Source organism: Fictibacillus enclensis (genome assembly GCF_030123385.1).
Taxonomy (GTDB): domain Bacteria; phylum Bacillota; class Bacilli; order Bacillales; family Fictibacillaceae; genus Fictibacillus_C; species Fictibacillus_C enclensis.
Map to the genome: position 1 here is coordinate 4,607,596 of NZ_CP126109.1, position 23,676 is coordinate 4,631,271.

The 23,676-nt window shown below is 35.1% G+C and carries 24 protein-coding genes; 1 reads left to right on the plus strand and 23 read right to left on the minus strand.

Going from position 1 to position 23,676, the window contains the following annotated elements; all coding sequences use genetic code 11:
• Positions 1-56 precede the first annotated feature (56 nt).
• The 23 genes from QNH15_RS23810 to QNH15_RS23920 form a co-directional block, all read right to left on the minus strand.
• Positions 57-491: a YkyB family protein gene (locus QNH15_RS23810; protein ID WP_283891070.1), complete on the minus strand. Its 435-nt coding sequence runs from the start codon at positions 489-491 to the stop codon at positions 57-59.
• 75 nt (positions 492-566) lie between these two features.
• Positions 567-989, minus strand: a complete 423-nt coding sequence (locus QNH15_RS23815; protein WP_283891072.1) for a VanZ family protein — start codon at positions 987-989, stop codon at positions 567-569.
• A 71-nt stretch (positions 990-1,060) separates the two neighbouring features.
• On the minus strand, positions 1,061-1,687 hold the full coding sequence (locus QNH15_RS23820) for a hypothetical protein (RefSeq protein WP_283891074.1): 627 nt from the start codon (positions 1,685-1,687) through the stop codon (positions 1,061-1,063).
• Between the two features lie 1,202 nt (positions 1,688-2,889).
• Positions 2,890-3,966: a glycosyltransferase gene (locus QNH15_RS23825; protein ID WP_283891075.1), complete on the minus strand. Its 1,077-nt coding sequence runs from the start codon at positions 3,964-3,966 to the stop codon at positions 2,890-2,892.
• Positions 3,967-4,020: 54 nt separating this feature from the next.
• A complete protein-coding gene (locus tag QNH15_RS23830; protein WP_283891077.1) occupies positions 4,021-5,406 on the minus strand; it encodes a sugar phosphate nucleotidyltransferase in 1,386 nt (461 codons plus the stop codon).
• Positions 5,407-5,475: 69 nt separating this feature from the next.
• On the minus strand, positions 5,476-6,795 hold the full coding sequence (locus QNH15_RS23835) for a UDP-glucose dehydrogenase family protein (protein WP_283891079.1): 1,320 nt from the start codon (positions 6,793-6,795) through the stop codon (positions 5,476-5,478).
• A gap of 28 nt (positions 6,796-6,823) precedes the next feature.
• Entirely contained in the window at positions 6,824-8,179 is a 1,356-nt protein-coding gene (locus QNH15_RS23840) for a flippase (protein WP_283891080.1), read from the minus strand.
• Between the two features lie 54 nt (positions 8,180-8,233).
• A complete protein-coding gene (locus QNH15_RS23845; RefSeq protein ID WP_283891081.1) occupies positions 8,234-9,124 on the minus strand; it encodes a glycosyltransferase family 2 protein in 891 nt (296 codons plus the stop codon).
• A gap of 75 nt (positions 9,125-9,199) precedes the next feature.
• Positions 9,200-9,865 (minus strand): CatB-related O-acetyltransferase, encoded by a 666-nt coding sequence (locus QNH15_RS23850; protein WP_283891082.1) that lies wholly within the window; start codon positions 9,863-9,865, stop codon positions 9,200-9,202.
• Positions 9,852-11,123 carry a hypothetical protein gene (locus QNH15_RS23855; RefSeq protein ID WP_283891083.1) on the minus strand — a complete coding sequence of 424 codons (1,272 nt, stop codon included), beginning with the start codon at positions 11,121-11,123 and terminating at the stop codon, positions 9,852-9,854. The genes QNH15_RS23850 and QNH15_RS23855 overlap by 14 nt, the downstream gene beginning before the upstream one ends.
• A 56-nt stretch (positions 11,124-11,179) precedes the next feature.
• A complete protein-coding gene (locus QNH15_RS23860) occupies positions 11,180-12,145 on the minus strand; it encodes a hypothetical protein (RefSeq protein ID WP_283891084.1) in 966 nt (321 codons plus the stop codon).
• A gap of 15 nt (positions 12,146-12,160) precedes the next feature.
• Positions 12,161-12,895, minus strand: a complete 735-nt coding sequence (locus tag QNH15_RS23865) for a glycosyltransferase family 2 protein (protein WP_283891085.1) — start codon at positions 12,893-12,895, stop codon at positions 12,161-12,163.
• 33 nt (positions 12,896-12,928) lie between these two features.
• Entirely contained in the window at positions 12,929-13,792 is an 864-nt protein-coding gene (locus tag QNH15_RS23870) for an ATP-grasp fold amidoligase family protein (protein ID WP_283891086.1), read from the minus strand.
• The gene (locus QNH15_RS23875) at positions 13,782-14,930 is read right to left on the minus strand and encodes a glycosyltransferase family 4 protein (protein ID WP_283891087.1); all 1,149 of its coding nucleotides are present in this window, start codon (positions 14,928-14,930) and stop codon (positions 13,782-13,784) included. The genes QNH15_RS23870 and QNH15_RS23875 overlap by 11 nt, the downstream gene beginning before the upstream one ends.
• On the minus strand, positions 14,927-15,496 hold the full coding sequence (locus QNH15_RS23880) for an acyltransferase (RefSeq protein WP_283891088.1): 570 nt from the start codon (positions 15,494-15,496) through the stop codon (positions 14,927-14,929). The genes QNH15_RS23875 and QNH15_RS23880 overlap by 4 nt, the downstream gene beginning before the upstream one ends.
• The gene (locus QNH15_RS23885) at positions 15,493-16,308 is read right to left on the minus strand and encodes a WecB/TagA/CpsF family glycosyltransferase (RefSeq protein WP_283891089.1); all 816 of its coding nucleotides are present in this window, start codon (positions 16,306-16,308) and stop codon (positions 15,493-15,495) included. Before QNH15_RS23885 ends, QNH15_RS23880 begins: the two co-directional genes overlap by 4 nt.
• A gap of 99 nt (positions 16,309-16,407) precedes the next feature.
• Complete coding sequence (gmd, locus tag QNH15_RS23890; protein ID WP_283891090.1) at positions 16,408-17,487, minus strand: GDP-mannose 4,6-dehydratase; 1,080 nt, start codon at positions 17,485-17,487, stop codon at positions 16,408-16,410.
• 12 nt (positions 17,488-17,499) lie between these two features.
• Entirely contained in the window at positions 17,500-18,456 is a 957-nt protein-coding gene (gene fcl, locus QNH15_RS23895) for a GDP-L-fucose synthase (RefSeq protein WP_283891091.1), read from the minus strand.
• A 12-nt stretch (positions 18,457-18,468) separates the two neighbouring features.
• Entirely contained in the window at positions 18,469-19,116 is a 648-nt protein-coding gene (locus QNH15_RS23900) for a sugar transferase (RefSeq protein WP_283895746.1), read from the minus strand.
• Positions 19,117-19,312: 196 nt separating this feature from the next.
• Positions 19,313-20,203, minus strand: a complete 891-nt coding sequence (gene galU / locus QNH15_RS23905) for a UTP--glucose-1-phosphate uridylyltransferase GalU (protein ID WP_283891093.1) — start codon at positions 20,201-20,203, stop codon at positions 19,313-19,315.
• A gap of 35 nt (positions 20,204-20,238) precedes the next feature.
• Positions 20,239-21,006 (minus strand): tyrosine-protein phosphatase, encoded by a 768-nt coding sequence (locus QNH15_RS23910; RefSeq protein ID WP_283895749.1) that lies wholly within the window; start codon positions 21,004-21,006, stop codon positions 20,239-20,241.
• 161 nt (positions 21,007-21,167) lie between these two features.
• On the minus strand, positions 21,168-21,869 hold the full coding sequence (locus QNH15_RS23915; protein ID WP_283891095.1) for a CpsD/CapB family tyrosine-protein kinase: 702 nt from the start codon (positions 21,867-21,869) through the stop codon (positions 21,168-21,170).
• 20 nt (positions 21,870-21,889) lie between these two features.
• The gene (locus tag QNH15_RS23920) at positions 21,890-22,612 is read right to left on the minus strand and encodes a YveK family protein (protein WP_283891097.1); all 723 of its coding nucleotides are present in this window, start codon (positions 22,610-22,612) and stop codon (positions 21,890-21,892) included.
• A gap of 384 nt (positions 22,613-22,996) precedes the next feature.
• Between QNH15_RS23920 and QNH15_RS23925 the strand changes: the two genes are divergently transcribed.
• Complete coding sequence (locus tag QNH15_RS23925; protein WP_283891099.1) at positions 22,997-23,299, plus strand: DUF3846 domain-containing protein; 303 nt, start codon at positions 22,997-22,999, stop codon at positions 23,297-23,299.
• Positions 23,300-23,676 lie beyond the last annotated feature (377 nt).

Below are 23,676 nucleotides of genomic sequence, written 5' to 3' on the forward strand. Positions count from 1 at the left end.
CTAACACGGTTGACGGTTACAAATACTCAAGTTAAATGAAAGACTTAAAAATATAATTATCTCTTTTTACCATTCAGATAGGTGGATAACCCGATATAGGGAGTTTGTTGCTTTGGGGCAGGGTGCTTATGAACAACAGAAGGCTTTGGCTGGGGATAAAAAACCTTTAGAATTTGCTTGGCACGATTTAAAGATATACTTACTTTGGGATTACGATGATTAGGATTAGATTCTAACACCTCTAATGTTTTCCGATCTTCTTTTGTGGAGGGAATATGAAATAAAAAATCATCAACCCTAATTAGCACATCCAATTGCCGCCACGCATTTCCCGAGTTCGGTGAATAATGCAGACCTAATTTGTGAGCACGGCCATCTTTCAGCAATTCCTGAATTGCCCTCTGCTTAATGGAATAGAGTGAAGGTGCATTCTTCGCATGTTGGTTTATAACATGAATCGCTGAAGCTATGACTCGGATTTCCGTTTTCATTATGTGTCCCCCTTAGATACTTGAAAAAGCATCAATTCTAGGGAATCAATGCTTCTCATTTTTTGGCTTGCATCATTACATCGATGACTCGTGACGTCTCGCTTTAAATGACTTCAGCAACACATACACCGAAATAATCCCCATCGTATCAATAATTACATCATACAACCGGCCATCCCGTCCAAAATACAGCTGCATTACTTCGGTAAATACAGCAAAACCAAAGGACAGAACCGCAGCCCGTCCATGCTTTCCTAACCAGGCAAAAAGCAAAAGATCCATGATAGCAAAACCTAAAAAGTGTCCGGTTTTAATGAGAATAAAGTTAGGATGAATCAAGGTTATGTCTGAGAAACTGAAGAAGTGTGAGAAGTCAGGTGAGGTCAATCTAAATTCAATAATCTGGCTGCCTAACAGGGCTTCAAGATTGTCCGTAAAGGTATGAATACCAAGAAAAAGAGTCCAGGCAACAACGATAAGAAATTTGAATGTTTTCATAATCTATTAATTCCCATATTTGAGCGTATTTAGACTCTGAGATGCTAGTTTCAATTGGGTGACTCCTATCATTATGTGCATTCTTTGTATAGAGTAACCAAATGATCTACCATGGCGCCCCTGTCTTTAATTAATTGAGGACATGGATGGTAATACTTATCCCCCATCCCATTCCTTTTTCCAAATGATTTAATACCAGATTCTTTAATAAGCTGAAGCCAGTTGAGCTTAGCTTGTTTTAAATGAATCCATCTCGCTTTATACATGCATCCCCATCCTAGCAAAATCCAGGGATGCTCTTTAAGCTCCTCAAGCGTAATCATTGAACAATTAACATCAAGTTCACCTGTGGATGTCAATTCTTCGAACACTTCAATCGCTTTTTCAGATGATGGATTCTGGAGGCTAAATAAATTATAAATATGAAGCCTTCCATCTAGTTGAGGTTGTTCTTTATACATCTTATAAACCATTAAAGTTAATTGCCGCATGGTTGGATCGAGCGTGATGCCACCACTTGCAATCCCTGTATTCTCCAATTCTTTATTAAGATGACTGCTTAACTTTGACGAACCAGGATTGAGAAGAAGACAGCTTCCAATGGACCGGGTACTGTTTCCCCATTGAATATATGCAGAATCTCTAAAAACATAATTCTTTCGTTTAGAAAATACGCCATAAGCTTTAGGCTCGTTCATGGGCACCTCCGTAAAGAAATATGAATTTTAAACTTCACTTCATTCATAATTATAAAAGGAGTTTTCTATCCTTAACTGGAAATCAGTCTTGACTTCAGATGTAATTTCTCTAAGTTTTTACTTAAGTAAGGACACTCACACTTTATCGGGCAGAAACTATTAGATAATGTGACTGCCCGCTCCGGTCTTAAAAATGAAAAAGCATTACTTCAAAGTATTAAGAAAAGAATAATGGAGGCTGCTCTGGATGTCTCTAATCATGAACTGTTGAATACAAATGATGAGCAGTTAAAGCTGATAATTACTTCTCATATAGCGGGGAGCACCATTGATGCTTTTAGTCCCTTCCAGATGGCCGAAAGTTTTTTGAAAAAAATCCAAAAACGTTAATTAAAGCATATAGCAACACATCGTAAACTTTAATTGAGAGTGTATTAATTTGAACCAATTTGGCTCTTTCTCCTTCTTATTTTCACTTTTAATAATAGGGTGAATAAATATATTATAAGTAAAGTGGATCTTATATAGAAAAAGAGTCCTTTAAAAATATTAAGCAATAATATTCTCAAATAATATAGAACTAACATCACTAAATACCAACCTATCTTTTTAAGAAATAATATTATTTTATTAAATATAATTACAGTAGGCTTTAATTTTTGAGTTAATTTGTTAATTGAACTTTCCAGGTCAATTTGAAAAGTCTTATATATTTCTTTATTAGATAAAGCAATAAAAAATACCATGAGCCAGTAATTCCAACTACCATCTTCTTTACTTAGAAAATGAGGAACCTTTAACCCTTTAAACATAGTTTCCGATGAGGCATAAATAACAGAAAGCGCTCCATAAAAATAATTCACCAAAAAATGTATGTTTGTAAATACTCGAATAAAGTCTTCTTGTTTATATCCCCGTTCGTAAATAATATGGATAAGGATAGTTATAAATAAGGTGATAACATTTGCAAATATAAAAACAGGGACAAACAATAACACAAATTTAGACTTGTAATCAAAATTAAAATGTTCGCATAATGAAAAGACAATCAGATAGCCTCCAAAAAAAGAAAAAATATATAAAATTAAAAAAATCAAAGCACCAAAAATGTATACAGGTACCTTCGTGAATATTCTCTCAATTATCTTTGTTCAATCCCTTCTATAGTAATTAGACATTTTACTAATCAACTAATCTTCAATTTAGATTATCACTTTTTTAATGTTTAATTTTTTTAATATTTCTTTAGTAATTTCATTTTTCTTGTTTTCAACGCAAATAAGATGCTCATTAAATTCTACAAATGAAAAATCAATAACTCTTTCGCGGTGTGTAAGATTACATAACTTATAATTTGTTAAATACTTAATCGTATTCCGATCCTCATTCATCTCTTCCCGCTCAATAATTAGCAATGGCTTCTGATGAACCACAGCTTCACTGACCGTTCCCCACCCGGCCTTTGATATCACCAAATCAGCAGCAGCCACATAGTTTTGCACTTCTGTATAATCAGCAGGTACCTTCACTACATTAGGATGCTGTATATCCATATGGCTGGATACAACAAATACACAGTCTTCATTGTTCCATAATGGCCACTCAGCCATATTAAGTTCAATCTTCATCCCAATAGGAATAAACACGATACGCTTATTGCCAGACGGATTCAATTGATCGCGTAGCCTTTGCACTTCTCTATCATCTGATTCCCTGCAAAAGAAACCAAACTGCTCGTTACTTTTCCGTCCAAACGCTGGCTCGTTACAGCCGGCCAGCTGAATGAAGTGATCCATCTTCTCATACATGGCTTTAAACTCATTATTTAATAAGGGATCAATTACTCCCTCATAAGCGCTCCACCAGGTAAAATTAGAAATACCAACCGTCGGAATGTTCATCCCATCTCCTATCTCAAAAACAATAGGAACAATGTCAGAGAGTATACAATCCACATTGAAAGAACTTAAGTATTCAATTTCTTGTTTAACCAAGTCATCTGACTTGAATAAATAATTCTGACACGCTGTATTCAATGCATCCTTATCGAGTTGCAATGAACCTTTCTGAAGAATGTAACCAATATCGGTTACTCCCTTGTGATAAACAACCCGATTACCAAACTCCACCAGTGAATCCCTAATAAACTCCAAAGAAAAACTGGTACAAACAATAATTCTTAATTCCTTATCCGTTCTTAACATCTCTCTCATCAAGGCAATTGACCTGGTGGCATGGCCAAAACCGTATTCCGAAATATAATAAGCAATGGTTTTCATGTTGTTCTCCATATACAAATAAGCCCACTGGCAGAGCCAGTGGGCTTACGCAGTTTAAATAATAACCTGAGCTTTTGAATTGTAATAGTGTCCCATGATGTCATCCCAGTCATGGAAAAGTCGGACAAAGTCCGTATCTACAACTTCTTTCCCGGTTTGTACTTCAATAAACTCCAATTCTTTAATCGCACGGATCGCATGCTTTTTACCCGCAGATATGTGAATAATATCCCCAGCTTTGACACGGCGGACATTTTCATCAAGAATGAGTTCGCCTTCACCACGGATAATCGTCCATACTTCATCTCGCAAGTTATGGTAGTGGTACGTTGAATTCTTGTTTTGATGGATGCATATGCGTTTAGTCACCATTTCTTCATTGGTATACTTGGCGTAATCCAAGACCTTAGACCAGCCCCATAGACGTTCTTCATACATTGGAGGGTGATCAAAGTCCGCAATCAAATCCTTAATCTTTGGACTGGACGCTTTATCGGCGACCAGGATGCCGTCCGGGCTGGCGGCTACCACAACATCGGAAACACCCAACACGGTCACCGGAATCTCCAGTTCATTTACCAAATGAGTATTCTTGGCATCATCTGAAATAACACCTTTGCCGATTTGGGTTGTTGCCATCTCCTCGGTTAAGGTATTCCAGGTTCCAAGATCTTTCCAATATCCACTGTAAGGTACCGCAACAATATGTTCCGCTTTTTCCACAACTTCGTAATCGAAACTGATTTTTGGCAGCAGGTGATACAGTTTAGAAAGTTCTTTATAACTAAGCGGCAATCCTTTTTCTTTCAAAATATCAATTAGGTATTGAAGCTTAAATGCAAAGACACCTGTGTTCCATAATGCATTTTGATTAATAAGCACCTCTGCTTTTTCCTCACTCGGTTTCTCAGTAAAACGTTCTACCTTAAAGTAATCGTTAGAGGTAATTACCTCTTCAGGCACAATATAACCGTACTTAGTGGATGGGTAGGTAGGATTCACACCCATAAGAGCGAGATTGGCACCGGAATCTTTAAGAGCACCTTCTACATTTTGGACATTAGCAAAAAAGCTGTCCTCGACGTAAGGATCCACTGGAAGTACCACAACGGTTTCATCCAGATCCGTTTGTTTTTCATCAAACAAAAAAGCCGCCGCTAACGCGATGGCTGGAAAGGTATCCCGACGTTCGGGCTCTATGATCAGAGGAACATGTTCCCCTAATTGGCTGTGAATCATTTCAGTTTGTGATTTAGAGGTTGCAATCACAGTGGACTCCGCTAATCCAACATTCTCAATCTGGTTCCATACCCTTTGAACCATGGATTGCTTTGCACCAATTGCATTTTCCAGGACTTTCAGGAACTGCTTAGAACGTGTATCATTTGAAAGCGGCCAAAGTCGTTTGCCAGAACCGCCTGATAGAAGAATAAGTTTCATTATTTTCCTCCAAAATAAAAAGCCTTTATGCTTTTAGTTATTTACAATGTTTAATACTTGATTTCACCACTATACAAGAGCGGTTTCTAAGCTGTTTATTGTTTCTCTACCAATTGAATCATAAATAATTCCTGCTTTTTTTACACTTGCTAAATCGTAGCAGTTCCTTCCATCTATTACAATTGGATATCTCATTACTTTACTGAAAGTCCCAAGATCAATATCTTTAACTTCATCCCATTCTGTAAATATAAAACAAACGTCTGTATCTCTCAAAGTTTCCTCAATGGAATTACAATAATTAATACCTTCTGGATGTAATTTCTTAAAATTCTTCATACCTACCGGATCCCATGCTTTAACATTCGCTCCATCCTCAATCATCAATGGAATATTCACCAGTGTGGGTGCTTCGCGTAAATCATCGGTTCCTGGTTTAAATGTTAGCCCTAATACCGCTACATTAAGACCTTTCAAACTCTCATAATACTTACGAGATTTTTTGAATAATTTAAGCTTTTGATTTTCATTTACATCTATGGCTGCCTTTACGGTCTTTAACTCATAATCATGAAAGTTTGCTAACCAATGTAAGGCTTTGGTATCTTTAGGAAAACAAGATCCTCCATATCCTATTCCTGCATTTAAGAATCTGTTTCCTATTCGATCATCAAAGCCCATACCATGTGCAACATCTTCTATATCAGCACCAATAATTTCGCATAAATTAGCAATTTCATTTATAAAAGATATTTTAAGTGCAAGAAAATCGTTAGACGCATATTTTATCATTTCAGCACTTTTTCTATTTGTCATTACAATCGGAGCATCAAAATTTTTATAAACCTCTGTTAATACATTACCAGCATATTTTTGTTCTACTCCAATAACGATCCTAGATGTATGCAACGTGTCCCTAATAGCTGTTCCCTGTGCCAAAAACTCCGGATTGGAGGCTACATATACATTTACATTATGTGCTAATTTAGACTTAATTAGAGCCTCTATTTTATCGTTTGTCCCAATTGGTACAGTAGATTTGACAACGACCACGCAATCATTTTCAATGTTTAAAGCAATTTGCTCCGCTACCTCATAAACATAACTTAAATTAGCTGATCCATCTTGCTTTTCTGGAGTACCTACCCCAATAAATATTACATCTGCATCCCGATATGCCAACTGATAATTGGTCGTGAAATGCAATCGACTCATATTATTTTCAAGTAACTCTTCAAGACCAGGTTCATAAATAGGAGATCTACCTGAATTTAATAATGATATTTTTTTATAATCTACATCCACACAAGTAACGAGCTGGCCTTTCTCAGCTAAACATACACCCGTCACTAATCCAACATACCCAGTCCCAGCCACTGCAATTTTCATAATAGTCCCACCTTTAAACACTAATAATCTAGTTCAATTTTTCACCAGAAAAAGATTTAATATCTTTCTTTATCATTGAATACCACAAATTTTTAACTAAGTTTAAATTATCCCTGTTTACAATCAGAAAGGATCCCAAAAGTATTTTAATCATAGGGCGAGTTTGTTTAAATAGCAAAGGAGCTATGAATTGTACAACAAATTGAGAGCAAAAAGTTGCTAAAGCAGCGCCACTAACACCCATTTTAGGTATTGCAATTAAATTAAATACTACATTTACAGCTGCTCCTATTAACGCCATATATTTTTGATATGCATTCAATCCTTCTGCTACAATCCAAACACTTAGACTTGTTCCTAAAATAGCTAAGGATGTTGACCAAATTAAAATGTATAGTGTATTAATAGATTGCATATAAGCACTTCCATATAATATAGATACGGCCAACTTACCAAATACCAAAATAGATATCCCTGCCAAGAATCCTATAGTTGCTATAGTAAATATCAAAAATTGCAACCTTTTAATATATCCTTTATAGTTTTTACCTCTTTCTGAAATTATGAGAGGCAGTGCAGAGTTTATGATGGCATTTGGAATAAATACCCACAATAATGCTATAGTCATTGCGGCTGAATATATACCAACAGCTTTTTCTCCCATAAATTTTCCTAGCATAATTTTATCGATCTGCATATATATAGCAATTGATAAATTTGCAATAATAAAATGATAGCTCCTAGACAATAAGTATTTTATATCTGTTAAATGAATATTTAGCTTAAGTTTCGCTAATTTTCTAAACATAATCATTGCTATTCCAAATATAACTAAAGCCTGAATACTCGTCGAAAGCGCGAACCATTCTACTGATGCGTTACTATATAATAAGTATATTCTCCAAACACCAGTGATAGTTAACGCTATAATAGAAGATATAACGTAATATTTTGATTTTAGTTCTGTTTGAAACCAATAATTAAATGTTTCATGAACTTGAAAAACAATAGCCAAAGACTGAAAGAATGTTACTTTTAGTAAAAGCCCATTACCGGGTTCGATACAAAATACCAATAAACTTATTCCTATAACAGAAAAAATAGATGCTATGAGCCTCATTACTAAAGCAGCACCTAAGTAATCACCTTTTTTCTCAGGTTGTACTATTAATTCATTTAATATTACACTGTCTAATCCTAGCTTACTAATAGAAACAAATAATGTGATTAAAGATGCACCATAGCCTAAAACTCCATAATTTGATGGCCCGAGATATCTTGCAGTTAAAGAACCAATTACTAATGACAAAAGCATTGAATATATATTCTGTGCTATAAGCCAGCTAGTATTCCCTAAAAATTTTTTAGCAATATTTGTTTTCAATTTTATTGGACCTACCTTCTCCAATTTGATTCTTGTATTTTTAAAAAATATTTTTTAGTTGTTATGATTAATCGAATATAATCCAGTCTTTAGTAGTACACCTTTTACAAACTTTTTAAATAGATAATATTTTCTTTTTAAAGAAGAATTAAAATCTACTAATTTTTTCACAAGTAAAATCTCTGCTCTTACCCATACATTTTTGCTATTTAAGAATTCATAGAAAATTTCATTTTTCTTTTTATTAAGTAATGAAATTGGGCGCTGAGATAACCCATTTATTGAAACACGATATGCGGTTCCATACTCAAAAGTACAATAAAATTCGACAATACTAGATAATTTTAATAAAAGCTCCCAATCCTCATACAAATTGCGATTAGGATTATATCCACCGACACTCCGAACAATTTCTGTAGATAGACAATAATCTCTCATAATTGTTTTAAATTTTCTACCTTTCAACAAATTGACTTCAACATTTCCTTGCAGATACATTTTTTTATTTGAAGGTGGAAAATAATACCTTGATAAATCATTTTGTGCTTTTACAACAGATGAATAAGATAATATTTCTTTTCCTATCTTTGTTCTATACTTTTTTATAAGTTCCATTTCATTTTTTAATTTTTCCTTATTAAAATAATAATCATCTGAATCTATAAATGTTACATATTTAGTTTTGACACTAAATAATCCCTCGTTTCGCGCATTACTAACCCCCCCATTTTTCTTCAAAGGGATTAACTTTAATCTTGAATAAACCTTCATTAGGTCTTGTATTATACGAACTGAATTGTCAGTTGAACAATCATCTACTATAATCACTTCATAAACTCCTGTATATGACTGATCAAAAATACTTTTTATACATTTTTCAATATAATCCTGATTGTTATAATTTGGGACTACCACACTTACTAAGTACTCGTTAGAATCTCTCATTCTTTTTACCTCTCATCTCCTGCTGACATTCGCCAATCAAAAAAAGCCCTCTTTAAGGACATTTTAAAAGTTCAGCTAGGGATTGATTTGCAACACTTTACGTAAGGAATTAATGGATTTAAAGTGTTCTGAGTTATCCCGAATCCACTTAATATCCTTATTCCACCATTTAAGGTCTTGTAAAAATTCAATCTCCGAAAGTTCAAACCTATATTTAATTATTTTAGCAGGGACTCCTCCAACTATTGCAAAAGGTGGCACATTTTTAGTTACTACAGCGCCCGCAGCAATAATAGCTCCATTTCCAATGGTCAATCCATTTAGGATACGAACATCGTCTCCTATCCAAACATCATTTTGAACCTCACACAAAAAGCCGTTTTCGGTATATTTAAAGTCGTCAAAGATGCTTTTTTTAACAAAAGTAAAACCTGCTTGGCCTCGATTTGAAAAAAAGGCGGGGTGAGTTGATACAAAATCTGTAATAGGGTGGTTTCCCATAATAATAGAAAAATTATTACCTATTGAACAAAATCTTCCTATCCTTGTTTGATATATTTTAGCATGAGGTTGAATGTAAGTTCCAAATCCTATTCGAGTGTTCCTAATGTGGGAATACTCCCCTATAGTATTTCCACCTTCTAAATCTACGTTACTCATTAGTGCGTGACTTTTAATATTACAACCTTTATATTTTTTTTTATAATGTAAATTTAATAAAAAAGCTTTAAAATAATTCATTATTTTTCACCTTATAAATCACTTCATATTTTTTAAATAACAACTCAATGGCTATAAATACCAGTACACTATAAAAAGAATAAAAAGAATAAAAAAACTGGACATTTGTAACTATTGATGCCAACCCGATTACGACTGTAACTATCATTGCACTATCCTTACTTTTTTTATAAAGCAACCTAATAGAACTTTTAATTTGCACTAACAAACTGTATAAATACCAAATTGCACCTAATAATCCGTAGCAAAATAAAAAACCATAGATACCATTATCAGCAAGAAGATAACCTAAGTACACACCAGTAGCAGCCATTGAATTCGGATTAGTAGAGTTCGGATAACCAAATCCAAATACCCAAGCTCCATTTGTGGAATTCAATTTAGACAAATAGTATTGTTGGCTTTGAAGTCTCACGTTGTAAGTTACATCATCAGCACTTTGAAAAATAATAGCTATAAATTCTTGGACTGTTTCTGTGCTCAAAAAAACATATAACCCGAGAAATGAAGCAAGTACCATAATAACTATTTTATATATTATATTAGATTTGCTAAGAAGTATAACCAGCGCAATAGTTAGTAATAATATCATACAAGCACTTCGCCCTTTATTGACTATAAAAACGTATGATATAACAGCAGTTATGAAGAATGCATTTTTTATTATTTTTTCTTTATTCATAAATTTTACTGTTGCAAATGTTGCTAATAGAGTCATGTAGGCGGTATCACAGTAAAGCCTTAAAGTTCCGTATCTATAATTGTAAATAACTTTTAGGAACATCATTGACTCACCAACAAAGTATTGAATAAAGTAGAGGATCAATTCAAAAAAAACAACTTTATACATAATTGATAAGAAAGATTCAAAATTTAATTTTCCATTACGAATTAGTGCCATGAACGGGAAATATAAAAACATCGTTATAAGCCATGCTCTCTGAGTCAATATTCCGGAAATTAAACTTTGGCCATAGTAAGCGTAAGCCATAAAACTAGATAATATGACTATAATTGGGACAAAAAGAATTACCTTAGCAAAGGTTCCTTGAAAATAATTTTTAGGATATCTCGTGTAATAATATATACATATTAGAAAACAATATAGAAATAAAAAATCTTGATATCCTATGATTCCCAATATTTTATGAGAGGAATCTACTAAATAAAAGCAATTATGCATAAAAAAGAATAATAAGGTTAAAAGAATTGTATTGATATTTATATGAAATGAAGCTTTGGTTTTTAATACCTTCATTGTAGCCCTCTCTTATATTTTGCTTTTTCAATCTAATTATAATTCATAATATATTTTTAAAGATCATTTAAAATAAGAGCAACCTTCTTCTTAATTGTCTGTAAATATTTTGGGAAATACTTTATAAGCATTTCTAATTGCTCCTGGTTTTTATTTCTGCCAACATTTACTTTTGTTAGACCGAATTTTGCAGTACCGAAGATTTCTAAAAAAATGACTGATCTGTCATACGGAATGCCTTCAATCACATTTTTGTTATTTAAAGTCGCCATAGCGTTTAACCATAGATCATCCGCTAAAGGACATAATTTTCTAATTAAGTCTTTGTCAAAAGCTATGTCTCCATCTATTGATCTTGGAGGATACAATACTCCGTTAACACCCACTTGTACAAAATGATTTTTTTTAATCCCATCAACTACAGCAAACTTTCTCCATTCATTACATGGATACAATTCATCAGCCTCATTAAAAGCCATTGGCCATGCCCTATTAGCAATTATAGAGTTTGGATTCTCACAAGACTTTTTCAATAAATTCCCCACTAAATTTTCGGGATAAAAGGTATCATCATCAACGGTAATAATTATTTCATCTTGATATTCTTTCATTACATAATAATATTTTTTATGAGATCGCATATCATCTTCTGTAAAACGAATATTCAATCCTCTTTTTTTCAATAATAATAATTGCTTGGGTAAATCTTTTTCTCCGTTTGGAAATTGCGGCTTTGCAAGCCAAAGAATTACCATATCGGGCTTTTCACTTTGCCTTAGTAGCGACTCTATACATACCCATACTTTTTTAATACGGCTAGGAAAGGTTGTTAAGGAAATAATTATCTTTTCATTCCGTACCTTACTGGTATTAATACCCATTCCCCTATTCATACCTGAAACCTTATAATACAAAGGGTAAACAGAATTTAATATAAACTTGAAAATTTTAGTAATTAATTTTTCTAAAAAAATTGATTTATTATGCAATAAACCTAGTATTTGATAGAATATGCTTATCATAAAATCTCCTTTAATTTATACCAATTTCTTCTTTTTTAGAAATTCATAAGTGAAACTTTTAATTATCGTGAACCACATTTTCTTTTTACTAATTATTCCATAATGATATCTTATTTTTGCATCTTCCCTTACCCCGATCTGTCCACTGGACATTCCACCTAACCTGAAGTTGGACATAATTTCATATATAGGATTAAAACAAACTTTCATAGACTTAACCATTCTTATCATAAATTCATAATCTGCTGATGATTTATAGGTCAAATCAAAATTACCAAAGTCTAAATAAGTGCTTTTAGTAACAAAACATGTTGGGTGGGATAACATCTGTTCATGAATAAACTCGTGACTTTTAATAAAAACATTTTTTATTTTATTGTCTTCCCAGTTTTTTTGCATGCCATAAAGGATTTCATACTTTGCACCAGAATAGTTCTGATTAACTAACTCCAATGTATTTAATTCAAACCAGTCATCACTATTAATAATGCCGATAAGATTTCCTCTCGCCATTGAAACCCCTTTATTCATAGCATCATATATCCCATTATCTTTTTCAGATATAATACGAAGTTTATCGCCAAACTTAGATTTATATTCATTTATTATTTTTAATGTATTATCAGTGGAAGCTCCATCAATAATAATATACTCAAAATTTTGATAAGATTGATTAAGTACTTGATCCAAGGTTTTCCTAATTGTATTCTCACTATTAAAACATGGGGTAATAATAGAAATAAAGTTCATTCAAATGTTCTCCTTAAAAAGTTAGTTATGAGATTATAATTCAAGCCATTTTCCCCAGTCCTCATTTACACTTTCTGGAGTTAATCTCATCATTCCACCTGTAGGGACAAAAGTTAATTCTGAAAAATAGATATCGCCATTTACGTTATACAAGTCTACTCTTACAAAGGGGAAATCTTTAGAAAGCGTTCTTGCTATATTACACATTTCATCATAAGCTTTTGGTTTATTTGGATGGACAGGTGCATGCTCATGTGGCCACAGCTTCACTGGAATCCAATTCCATTTTTCATCAAAGAAATCTATATATTTTTCTTTTTCACCATTTTCGCCGTTTAGGGATACATAAGATACTTTAATTTGCCCATTAAAACAGTAAAATTTGTAGGTTAAAATATTGGGGTCCAACAGTTCTTCAATAATAATTTTCTTTTGTACATTTTTGTATTGTGTTTCACCAAATATTTTCCAATACTCTTTCTTCATCCAAGTATTTAATGTTTTCTTAACTTCTTCTTTATTTAATTCATTTTTTTCAGAACATAAGATATTCATACCGCTACCATGATTACACTTTATAACGAAACTCATGGGGAGTTTGTCCCAGTCTATATCGTCAGCATTATTATAAACTCCATATAGTTTTGGACATAAACTATCAAGGTTATATTTTTTTAAATATTCTCTTATTCGGTACTTATCGACACATTGAGTAATGGTAGGATTATCTGTATATTTTTTTATCTTTAAATACTGAATTTTCTCGTTAAATGATACTGGTTTTTTAAAATTCAATTTTTTTCTAAAATTTTTATAATATAAAATTTTAGTCAAAATCTCCGGTGATATACTACTAACAAAAGATTTTAAAAAAGCACCTTTTAATTTAACTTCCATTTGATCCTCCATAGGATTCATTTCTTTTATCTTTTTTTAAAAGATTAAGGATTATCTCTGCTGTATTTTTCCAAGTGAAATACCTCACCACTCTATCTCGTGAGGCAAATTGGAGCGAACTATTTTGAGAATGTATTGCATCTACTATCTCTTTGTCATTGGAAACCAAGTATCCAGAAACCCCATGTTCAATTATATAATTAGGACCTGGCGCTCTAGATGCAACAACTTTACATCCAAAGTACATAGCTTCTAAAATAGCCATTCCGAATATTTCTTGTTCATTTAAATTAATAAATGCCTCAGAAATTTTATACAACTCCCAAATTTTTGTATTGGGAACTTGTTCGATAATTCTTATGGAATCTTCTAAGTTATTTACTGATATAAAGTTTCGCATCTCCTCATACAGCACTCCCCTTCCTACAATTAACAATTTATATTCAGGATTAGCCACATGTATGTTTTTGAAAATAGATATAAGTTTTAATGGTCTTTTTTCTTGGACTAATCTTCCTATAAACAAAAGAACTTTATCATTGATGGAGTAACCCCACTTTGTTTTCAGTAAAGATGAATCCGTTAATTGAAAATCAGATTTTAATATACTTAAATCTAATCCAACAGGAGAAATGGTGCATTCCTTAATCCCCTGAAACTGAAGTTTATTTTGTACTTGAGGATTTTTAACTAAGCAATCACATTTTCTATAAACCGAAATGTTTCTCTTAAATAAAATATTAATAATATTTTTTTTAATAAAATTTTCACTATGACTTTGCAAAACTCCGATATAAGGTATTAGCTTAACATTATTTTTTTTACACCACTTGTATACTTTCGGAACAATAATTTGAGTGTCAGAAAAATATATTAATGCGTCAATACTATTATCAATCCGTTGCAGATCAATAAAACCGTTAATACCAAAATTTTTAGTAGGAAGTAAATGGATATAGGTATGTTTACATCCTTGAATTTTTTCTATAGAAAGAGATTCTGTTTCAGAAATACACTTATAAACAATTACTTTTTCAAATAATTTATCAAGCTCTTTGGCTAACCCAATTTCCTGAGAGTTATAATAGCCTTTTTTTCCAAAATTACCAATACTTGTAACAAGAATTCCTACTTTCATTCTTTTAATTCTCCACTTTTGTTTTTCCCATAAAATGATTCATGTTCTTCAATCTGACTTGCTGTAAATCTATTAGAAACTTTTTTAGCTGGGTTACCAGCTACTATTGTATAAGGCTCAACATCTTTTAAAACAACGCTCCCCGCTGCAATTATAGAGCCTCGTCCAACACGAACACCACTTACTATAGTTGCTCCATATCCTACCCAGGTGTCTCTTTCAATAATAATTTTTAAATTTTTACCTTTGAAATTATAGTTGAAATCACCAATCCATGGGCTATCTTTTATACTCTTCCCAATATAGCTATAATCGTGATCATATTTACCTATTAATCCAACATTATTTCCAAATAAAACATCATCAGAAATTTCAATATCTGCTTCAAACGAGCAATATTTCCCAATATATACGTTATTTCCTATTCTCATTCTATTTGGTGAATAAAAAACTGTTCCGCGACCAAATGTAGTGTTTTTTCCTATGGTTATATTTTTCTTTTTTAATAAAATTAATTTACATCGAAGTAACTTTATATTTCTTATGATTTCTGAAAGTATCCTCATTTCCCCCTTATAATTGCATGCCACAAAAATTTTCTGTTTGTATTAAAATACCTCTTAAATAATCTTTTAGGTTCCTGTACAAGTCTAAAGAACCATTCTAAATTAAGCTTCTGCATCCATTCGGGAGCTCTTTCTATATTTCCAGCGATATAATCAAAACCAGCACCAACACCAATCATTAAGCCATTTACTTTTCCTTGATGATTCGCCATCCATTTTTCTTGTTTTGGAGCACCTAAACCTACCCATATGAAATCAGGCGATGTTCTATTTATGCTTTTTATAATGTCGGTATCCTCTTCAGCTGATAAATTCCTAAATGGTGGACTATATGATCCCGAAATCTGAATACCAGGGTATTTTTTTATTAAGTTCGTATACATTTTATTTAAAGTATCTTCAGTAGAACCATAGAAATAATGTCGGTATCCATTCTCTAAAGAAATCTTAAACAATTCCTCCATAAGGCTTGGACCAGGGATTCTTCCCATACTCTTAAAGCCTCGCTTTCTACCTACTGTTGAAAGTGGACCACCGTCAGGAATTGCCATTAATGCGTCATTTTGAATTTTACAATAATCTTCTTCTTCGTATGAAATAACGGTAGTATGGACATTTGAAACACAAATATAATCACCTGCTAACCGGTTTCCGGATTCACTTTTTATATTTAGCCGGAGGTATTTCAAAAGCCATTCTATATTAATAGCTGCAATATTTACACCAAGAATATTGCAAGTAGGTATATTATACTTTTCAACCTGTTGTTTAAAATCAATATAAACTGCTTTTTTTTGATGCAAGTTCATCATGCGTTTCTCCACCTTGTACGAAATTACAAACTAAAAAAGTCATATTAAGAATGAAAAGAGATCCTTTTATTCAAATACTTGCAGTATAATTTTTAAAATTTAGTCAAACATCTTCTTAACTTTATCTTCATTCTCAACCTTCTTCATATCTGCTTGTACCATAATACGAACTAATTCTTCAAAAGGCGTTTTAGTAGGATTCCATCCCAACAGTGTTTTAGATTTGGTAGGATCACCCAACAACTGCTCTACTTCAGCAGGTCGGAAGAATTTTGGATCAACTTCTACAATGACTTCACCGGTTGCTTTGTTGATTCCCTTTTCTTCTACACCAGTACCTATCCATTCGATCTGGATACCAGCATGTCTAAATGCCAAATCCGCAAATTCACGAACAGAGTGCATTTCGCCTGTTGCAATAACAAAGTCTTCCGGCTTGTCATGCTGAAGGATCATCCACATGCATTCAACATAGTCTTTTGCATAGCCCCAGTCACGTAGAGAATCAAGATTACCAAGCAAAAGCTTCTTCTGTTTGCTTTGCGCAATACGGGCCGCTGCCAACGTGATTTTTCGTGTTACGAACGTTTCGCCACGGCGCTCTGACTCATGGTTGAATAAAATTCCGTTTACGGCGAACATGTTATAAGACTCACGGTAGTTCTTTGTAATCCAGAATCCGTAGATTTTGGCTACCCCGTATGGTGAACGCGGATAGAATGGTGTTGTTTCTCTTTGTGGTACTTCTTGAACTTTTCCGAATAACTCAGAAGTGGATGCCTGGTATACTCTTGTTTTTTCTGTTAGCCCCAAGATTCGCACAGCTTCAAGAATATTTAGCGTCCCTTTTCCATCAACGTCCAGTGTGTAAGCTGGCATGTCAAAAGAAACACGGACATGCGATTGAGCAGCCAAATTGTAAATTTCATCTGGCTGAACCTGGTTGATGATGTTAATCATGTTGGTCGCATCTGTTACATCTCCGTAGTGAAGATGGAAGTTAGAATTGTTTATTAAAGCATTTGCTTCTTCTTCCGTCAAAAGGTCTTCCAGACGCTCTTGGTTATAAGAAGAGCTGCGGCGGATAATACCGTGTACTTCATAACCTTTTTCTAATAGAAATTCTGATAAAAATGATCCGTCTTGCCCCGTTACCCCTGTGATTAACGCCTTTTTCATATTTTCCTCCGCTTATCGAACCAAATTGGTTTCTTTTTCAGTTTCTAGGTAATTCAAGAATCCTTCGTACGCTTTTTGCAAACCTTCATCTAAAGAAGTATTTGCTTTCCATCCTAAAGAGTGAAGCTTTGTTACATCTACCAGCTTTCTTGGTGTGCCGTCTGGCTTGGAAGTATCAAACTGCAGCTCGCCTTCATAACCAACTACATCTTTAATTTTATAAGCGAGTTCTTTAATCTCCAGGTCTTCCCCTACACCGATATTCACGATTTCATTGCCTTCATAAGTATTCATTAAGAATACACATGCATCGGCCAAATCGTCAGAGTAAAGAAATTCACGTTTTGGCGTTCCTGTTCCCCAGATCTCTACAAACGGTTTGTTGTTTTCTTTGGCTTCATGAAACTTTCGAAGCAGTGCCGGCAATACGTGAGACGTTTCCAAATCAAAGTTATCGTTTACGCCGTACAAGTTCGTTGGCATAACGGAAATGTATTTAGTGCCATATTGGCGGTTGTACGATTCACACATTTTAATCCCAGCAATTTTTGCAATGGCATAGGGTTCGTTCGTTGGTTCGAGCTCACCGGTTAACAGATACTCTTCCTTTAATGGCTGAGGTGCCATTTTTGGATAGATGCATGTGCTGCCAAGGAACATCAATTTCTCTACACCATTTCGATATGCTGCATCAATGACGTTTGTCTGAATGAGCAGGTTGTCACGTATAAAATCAGCTGGGTATTCGTTGTTCGCCACGATTCCTCCAACCTTTGCTGCTGCAAGGAATACGTAGTCAATGTTTTCATTTTTAAAGAAGGATTCCACCTGCAGCGGATCACGAAGATCAAGCTCACTGCTTGTTCTGTAGACGAGGTTCGTATATCCTTCTTCTTCCAACCTTCTTAAAATGGCTGATCCTACAAGACCACGATGGCCTGCTACATAAATTTTGCTATCTTTATTCATAGTTCCCACCCTTTAGTACGCGTTATCTGAACCAAATAACACTTTAATTGTTTTAAAGATAATCTTTATATCAAACAGCAAGCTTCGGTTGCTGATATATTCCAAATCAAGTTCCACCATGTCACTAAAACCCACATCATTTCTGCCGCCAACTTGCCAGAGGCCTGTACAGCCGGGAGTGACCAGCAGACGCTGTCTATCATAATTGGTATATTCTTGTACCTCTCTTGGAAGCGGCGGGCGTGGACCTACCAGGCTCATATCACCCTTTAGTACATTGATTAATTGCGGAAGTTCATCAATACTCGTCTTGCGAATGAACTTCCCGATCTTTGTAACGCGTGGATCTTCCTTCATCTTAAACATCGCGCCTGCAATCTCGTTATAATGAAGAAGCTTCTCTAACTGTTTTTCGGCATCGGTGACCATGGAACGAAATTTGTACATATAAAATTCTTTGCCGTCTTTTCCAACTCGGATCTGCTTGAATAACACAGGTCCTTTTGCATCTTCCTTTTTTATAAGGAGAGCCACGATCAGAAATAACCATGATAGTATAATAAGTCCTGCCAAAGCACCGATAATATCAATGAAACGTTTTGCTGCTTCGTACCCAAATCGTTTTTCATAATTCAATAATTGAGCAGGTGTTTCTTCCAACAGACGGACTTGCGAATGTTCTGCCACTTGTTTATCCCCACCTTTCTCTTTTTTTCATAATTTAATATGTAAAGAGGGCATTTAACCCGTCCTCACATCATGCTATCGACGACTCGCGTCTAAGGTGCTGTAAGACACCCACAGCATAACCGAGTGCCTCCTTTGATATAGGTAAGGAGGCATCACCTTGTTTGAATTACTTTGTTGCTTCTGCTTTAAACAGAGCAGTTAATCGATCCATTTCCTGAAGAAGACTAGGACGCAAATCCTTATCTTTTAATGCAAACTCCAATGTGGTAGAAATAAAGCCAAACTTTTCCCCAACGTCATAACGTGTTCCTTCGAAATCATAGGCGAATACTCTTTGGAAGGTATTTAGCTTTTGAATGGCATCGGTCAGTTGAACTTCTCCGCCAGATCCTTTTTCCTGCTTGTCGAGATAGTGGAAAATCTCTGGAGACAATACATAACGGCCCATAATTGCCAGGTTGGATGGTGCTTCACCTTGTGCTGGCTTTTCTACAAAGTTTTGAACACCATACAGTCTACCGTTGTGAGAAGTTGGGTCCACAATGCCATAGCGGCTTGTTTGATCTTCAGGTACCGTTTGTACACCAATCACTGAAGAGCCTGTGTTTTCGTATTGTTCGATGAGCTGCTTTAAGCAAGGCTTGTCCGCCTGTACGATGTCGTCACCAAGCAATACAGCGAACGGCTCGTCCCCAATGAATTTACGTGCGCACCATACCGCATGACCAAGACCCTTTGGTTCTTTCTGGCGGATGTAATGAATGTCTGCCATTTTGGAAGACTGCTGTACTTTTTGAAGTAAATCGATTTTGCCTTTTTCAAAAAGATTCTGTTCGAGTTCAAACGCATGGTCGAAGTGATCTTCAATCGCACGTTTACCTTTACCGGTTACGATGATAATGTCTTCAATTCCGGATTCAATCGCTTCTTCCACGATGTATTGAATCGTCGGCTTGTCTACAATCGGCAGCATTTCCTTAGGCATGGCCTTTGTTGCCGGCAAGAATCGTGTCCCTAATCCCGCTGCCGGTATAATCGCCTTTCTAACCTTTTTCATCCCTATCATCCTTTTCAACTTAAAAGTTTCGTTCTTTAAAAAAGACCCAATAGCTTTCTCTTTTTTATTTGAGTTGGTTCTTCTGTATAAATACTTTCATTGTTTAATAACAGCTGTGCGTTCTCTCTTAGGTAATAAGACATGGTTTCACCAGACTTTTTACCTATTTCGCTATACGCTTCCCATAAAGAAAAGCCCCGTGACGAAATATTATGAGCGTCGGAAGCTATAATGTGTGTCAAATGATGGTCTATTAGTTTGATAGAAAACGCACTGGTTTTCTTGCCGAAAGCTCCGGTTATGCTTGATGCGGTTACCTGGGTAAGTGCCCCTTCTTTGACAAGGTTGTATAGAAGATCAGGATTCTCCATGATCTCGCTGTTTCGTTCTGGATGGACAATAACAGGTGTAATGTCCTGCAAGGTACACTCGTAAATGATTTGGCTGGTGTAACTGGGTACGCGGTTTGATGGAAGTTCGATGAGTATGTATTTATTCTGGTTGTTTAAGGTAAGCAGCTCACCTGCTGCCAGATCATCCAGAAACTCCGAATAAATGCGAACTTCTTGCCCGGGAAGTATGGTTAGAGGAATTTGATGTTGTGATAAAGCGAGATTTAATTCATCCGTTTTCATCAGGATGTCGTCTTTGCTGTTTTCATAACGGCCATTTCGATGATGAGGTGTGGCGTATACAGTCGTAATACCGTTTTCGACCGCCTGTCGGGCCATGTCGAGACTTTCTGCCAGATCCTGTGCACCATCATCAACGCTCGGTAATATGTGACTATGGACATCAATCAAAAGACCCACTCCCCTTTCACAAAAAATGGTGCCAAGAACCAAAGTAACCGGACCTAACCTGTCAATGGTTCTTTTTACCATGTTTTCTCATATGTTTCCTATCGTAGCATAATTACCAAATTTGAAAAGGGGCATATTTTGTCGAATGTGTAAATTTTTTGTTAATTTGCCCCGTAATAATAATAGTAACTGTTTTCATTCATTTCTTTTTGATTTAAAACGACACCCAAAATCTTCGCATTTGCGTTATCGAGCAATTCCTTCGCTTTGATGGCCGCTTCTTTTTCTGTTTTTCCACTACTTGTCACGAGTACCACTCCGTCACAACGGTTTGCTAACACTTGGGCATCTGTTACAGCCAATACCGGCGGCGTGTCAAACAATACATAATCGTATTTGCTCTTCGCTTCTTCTACCAGCATTTCCATCGACTTTGAGTTTAATAGTTCAGAAGGATTCGGCGGAACCGGTCCGCTTGGCAATACAGACAGATCTTCAACGCTTGTTTGTAGAGCTGCATCTTCCAAGCTGATTTGGCGGGTAAGAACGTTCGTGATTCCCTGGATGTTACTGACCTTGAATGTATAGTGCACAGTAGGTTTTCGCAGATCACCGTCAATTAAGAGAACGCTTTTCCCCTGCTGAGCGAGTACAACGGCAAGGTTAGCAACGGTGGTTGATTTTCCTTCTCCTGGACTAGATGAAGTAACCATAATGCTTTGATAGTGTGTGTCAATGGATGAAAATTGTATGTTTGTCCGGATCGTACGGTATTGCTCAGAGATGGGCGACTTTGGGTTATTGTGTGTGATTAAGCTTCTTTGTGTTAAATCGTTAATCGTCTTACGCATCTTGCGGCTCAATGCATTTTCCCCCTATAAATTTATCCTGCTTTTCTTCGGTTAGCTGGTGCTTTAGGAGCTTTTTCATCATTTACCGTGATTTTTGGAATGGTGCCCAGTACTGGGAGCCCCAGGTAATTTTCGATATCCTGCTCTGTTTTTAATGTGTTGTCCATGTATTCCAGTAAAAAGGCGAGTCCTACTCCTGCCATCAGTCCGACAACAAGAGCAATGGCCATGTTCATTTTCGGATTTGGTTTGACGGGCGATGGGTTATCTTTTAATTCTGCTTTGGAAAGTACACTTACATTGTCTATTTTCATGATGTTTGGTACTTCTTCTTTAAAGGTTGAGGCTATATTATTGGCAATTTTGACAGCCATCGCTGGATCTTCGTCCTGAACGGCTACGTTTAATACTTGGGTATCTTGTTCACTGCTGATGGTGAGTTTTCCGTTGAGAGCTTCGACTGTTGTATCAAGGTTGAGGTTATCTATCACTTTACTAAGAATGGCTGGGCTTTTCATAATCACACTGTAGGTGTTTACCATCTGCAAGTTGGTTTGGACTTGATTATATTCCGGTACATCCTTCGACTTTTTCTGATTAACGAGAATTTGCGTAGATGACTGGTAAACCGGGGTTAAAACAAAATAAGAGATTACTCCGGCAATCGCTACTGCAATGACAGCTATCAAGGCAATCATGACGATTCGCTTTCTTATCGTTTGGTAAATATCTCTAAGACTTATTGTTTCTTCCATAACACCCTCCGAAAATATGTATAAGTAAAATTTTCACATACGCTGTATTATAGCATAGGAATTTGGTATTTAAAGACATGATTTTATATTTTTTGTAAAAAATTTTCATATTTTGTTTTCCCTGAATAATTTTATGAAATATCTTCCACTCTATTTTCTACTGGTTATCCTCCTCACTGCGTATTATAATGTTTTTATGAAATAGGAACTATACCCTTGAAATTAATAGTTACAACTTAAAAATATCGTTCTTTTTATAGGACCTATTACTCATAATGTGGTATATTTTGTATTAAACCATTTATTTTGTGTAGGATATATGGTTTAATAAACTAATAGTAGTTCTTTATAAAGAACTTAACAATGGACACCCGGAGGATGATTATGTCAGAACTTCACGTCGTGATGGTAATGCCGGAAAAAAAACGCCCGTATATTACCGACATTCCGAACTCACCTAGGGAATTTGAACAGCTGGTTGGTGGACCAGTGGATATTCTCAATTTCCATCAGCAGTATCGGTTAGTGTGCAACATTGACGAAGGCTACGACCTGACGTACAACAAAAAGAAGCCCTCAAGTACTTTTTTTATCGTCAAGTACCAAGGGCAGTTTGAGAGTTTAAGCGAAGCGGAAGCAGAAGAAGTATCCCATGTTCTTAAGCTTAAATTAAAGAAGTGGAAATAAAGTGATTTAAAAGGGAGTGCCTGGCCGCACTCTCTTTTGCTTTTATGGCTTCTATAAACTCAATGGTACGTCCACTATATCGGACGTTTTTTGTCGTTGTTTAGTTGTTTTTTAAATCGTGATGTAATGAACAGTCAAAAAGATCACTAGCCAGATCGGCAATGATATCCCCAACCCCCACATACAACCCCTGAAGAAACTCAATTCATCGGTCATGTGCGATATCTCCTACTTTAATTAATGGGTGTATAGATATGATAACCTAGATTTGTCTATTTCTGTATTGGGAAAATAGACGGTTGAGTATGGAAATAACTATGTAGATTTTTGCAGAATTTTCCTAAGTTTTGTCGAAATACGAATACTTTACGGAAGTA

What these genes read in the sequence shown, in the direction of transcription:
- QNH15_RS23855 (WP_283891083.1), bottom strand. Translation starts at nt 11,123, where the DNA reads ATGAAGGTATTAAAAACCAAAGCTTCATTTCATATAAATATCAATACA.
- QNH15_RS23810 (WP_283891070.1), bottom strand. Translation starts at nt 491, where the DNA reads ATGAAAACGGAAATCCGAGTCATAGCTTCAGCGATTCATGTTATAAAC.
- gmd (WP_283891090.1), bottom strand. Translation starts at nt 17,487, where the DNA reads ATGAAAAAGGCGTTAATCACAGGGGTAACGGGGCAAGACGGATCATTT.
- QNH15_RS23825 (WP_283891075.1), bottom strand. Translation starts at nt 3,966, where the DNA reads ATGAAAACCATTGCTTATTATATTTCGGAATACGGTTTTGGCCATGCC.
- QNH15_RS23850 (WP_283891082.1), bottom strand. Translation starts at nt 9,865, where the DNA reads ATGAATTATTTTAAAGCTTTTTTATTAAATTTACATTATAAAAAAAAA.
- QNH15_RS23835 (WP_283891079.1), bottom strand. Translation starts at nt 6,795, where the DNA reads ATGAAAATTGCAGTGGCTGGGACTGGGTATGTTGGATTAGTGACGGGT.
- QNH15_RS23880 (WP_283891088.1), bottom strand. Translation starts at nt 15,496, where the DNA reads ATGAGGATACTTTCAGAAATCATAAGAAATATAAAGTTACTTCGATGT.
- QNH15_RS23875 (WP_283891087.1), bottom strand. Translation starts at nt 14,930, where the DNA reads ATGAAAGTAGGAATTCTTGTTACAAGTATTGGTAATTTTGGAAAAAAA.
- QNH15_RS23870 (WP_283891086.1), bottom strand. Translation starts at nt 13,792, where the DNA reads ATGGAAGTTAAATTAAAAGGTGCTTTTTTAAAATCTTTTGTTAGTAGT.
- QNH15_RS23885 (WP_283891089.1), bottom strand. Translation starts at nt 16,308, where the DNA reads ATGATGAACTTGCATCAAAAAAAAGCAGTTTATATTGATTTTAAACAA.
- QNH15_RS23865 (WP_283891085.1), bottom strand. Translation starts at nt 12,895, where the DNA reads ATGAACTTTATTTCTATTATTACCCCATGTTTTAATAGTGAGAATACA.
- QNH15_RS23925 (WP_283891099.1), top strand. Translation starts at nt 22,997, where the DNA reads ATGTCAGAACTTCACGTCGTGATGGTAATGCCGGAAAAAAAACGCCCG.
- fcl (WP_283891091.1), bottom strand. Translation starts at nt 18,456, where the DNA reads ATGAATAAAGATAGCAAAATTTATGTAGCAGGCCATCGTGGTCTTGTA.
- QNH15_RS23845 (WP_283891081.1), bottom strand. Translation starts at nt 9,124, where the DNA reads ATGAGAGATTCTAACGAGTACTTAGTAAGTGTGGTAGTCCCAAATTAT.
- QNH15_RS23815 (WP_283891072.1), bottom strand. Translation starts at nt 989, where the DNA reads ATGAAAACATTCAAATTTCTTATCGTTGTTGCCTGGACTCTTTTTCTT.
- galU (WP_283891093.1), bottom strand. Translation starts at nt 20,203, where the DNA reads ATGAAAAAGGTTAGAAAGGCGATTATACCGGCAGCGGGATTAGGGACA.
- QNH15_RS23830 (WP_283891077.1), bottom strand. Translation starts at nt 5,406, where the DNA reads ATGAAACTTATTCTTCTATCAGGCGGTTCTGGCAAACGACTTTGGCCG.
- QNH15_RS23920 (WP_283891097.1), bottom strand. Translation starts at nt 22,612, where the DNA reads ATGGAAGAAACAATAAGTCTTAGAGATATTTACCAAACGATAAGAAAG.
- QNH15_RS23820 (WP_283891074.1), bottom strand. Translation starts at nt 1,687, where the DNA reads ATGAACGAGCCTAAAGCTTATGGCGTATTTTCTAAACGAAAGAATTAT.
- QNH15_RS23860 (WP_283891084.1), bottom strand. Translation starts at nt 12,145, where the DNA reads ATGATAAGCATATTCTATCAAATACTAGGTTTATTGCATAATAAATCA.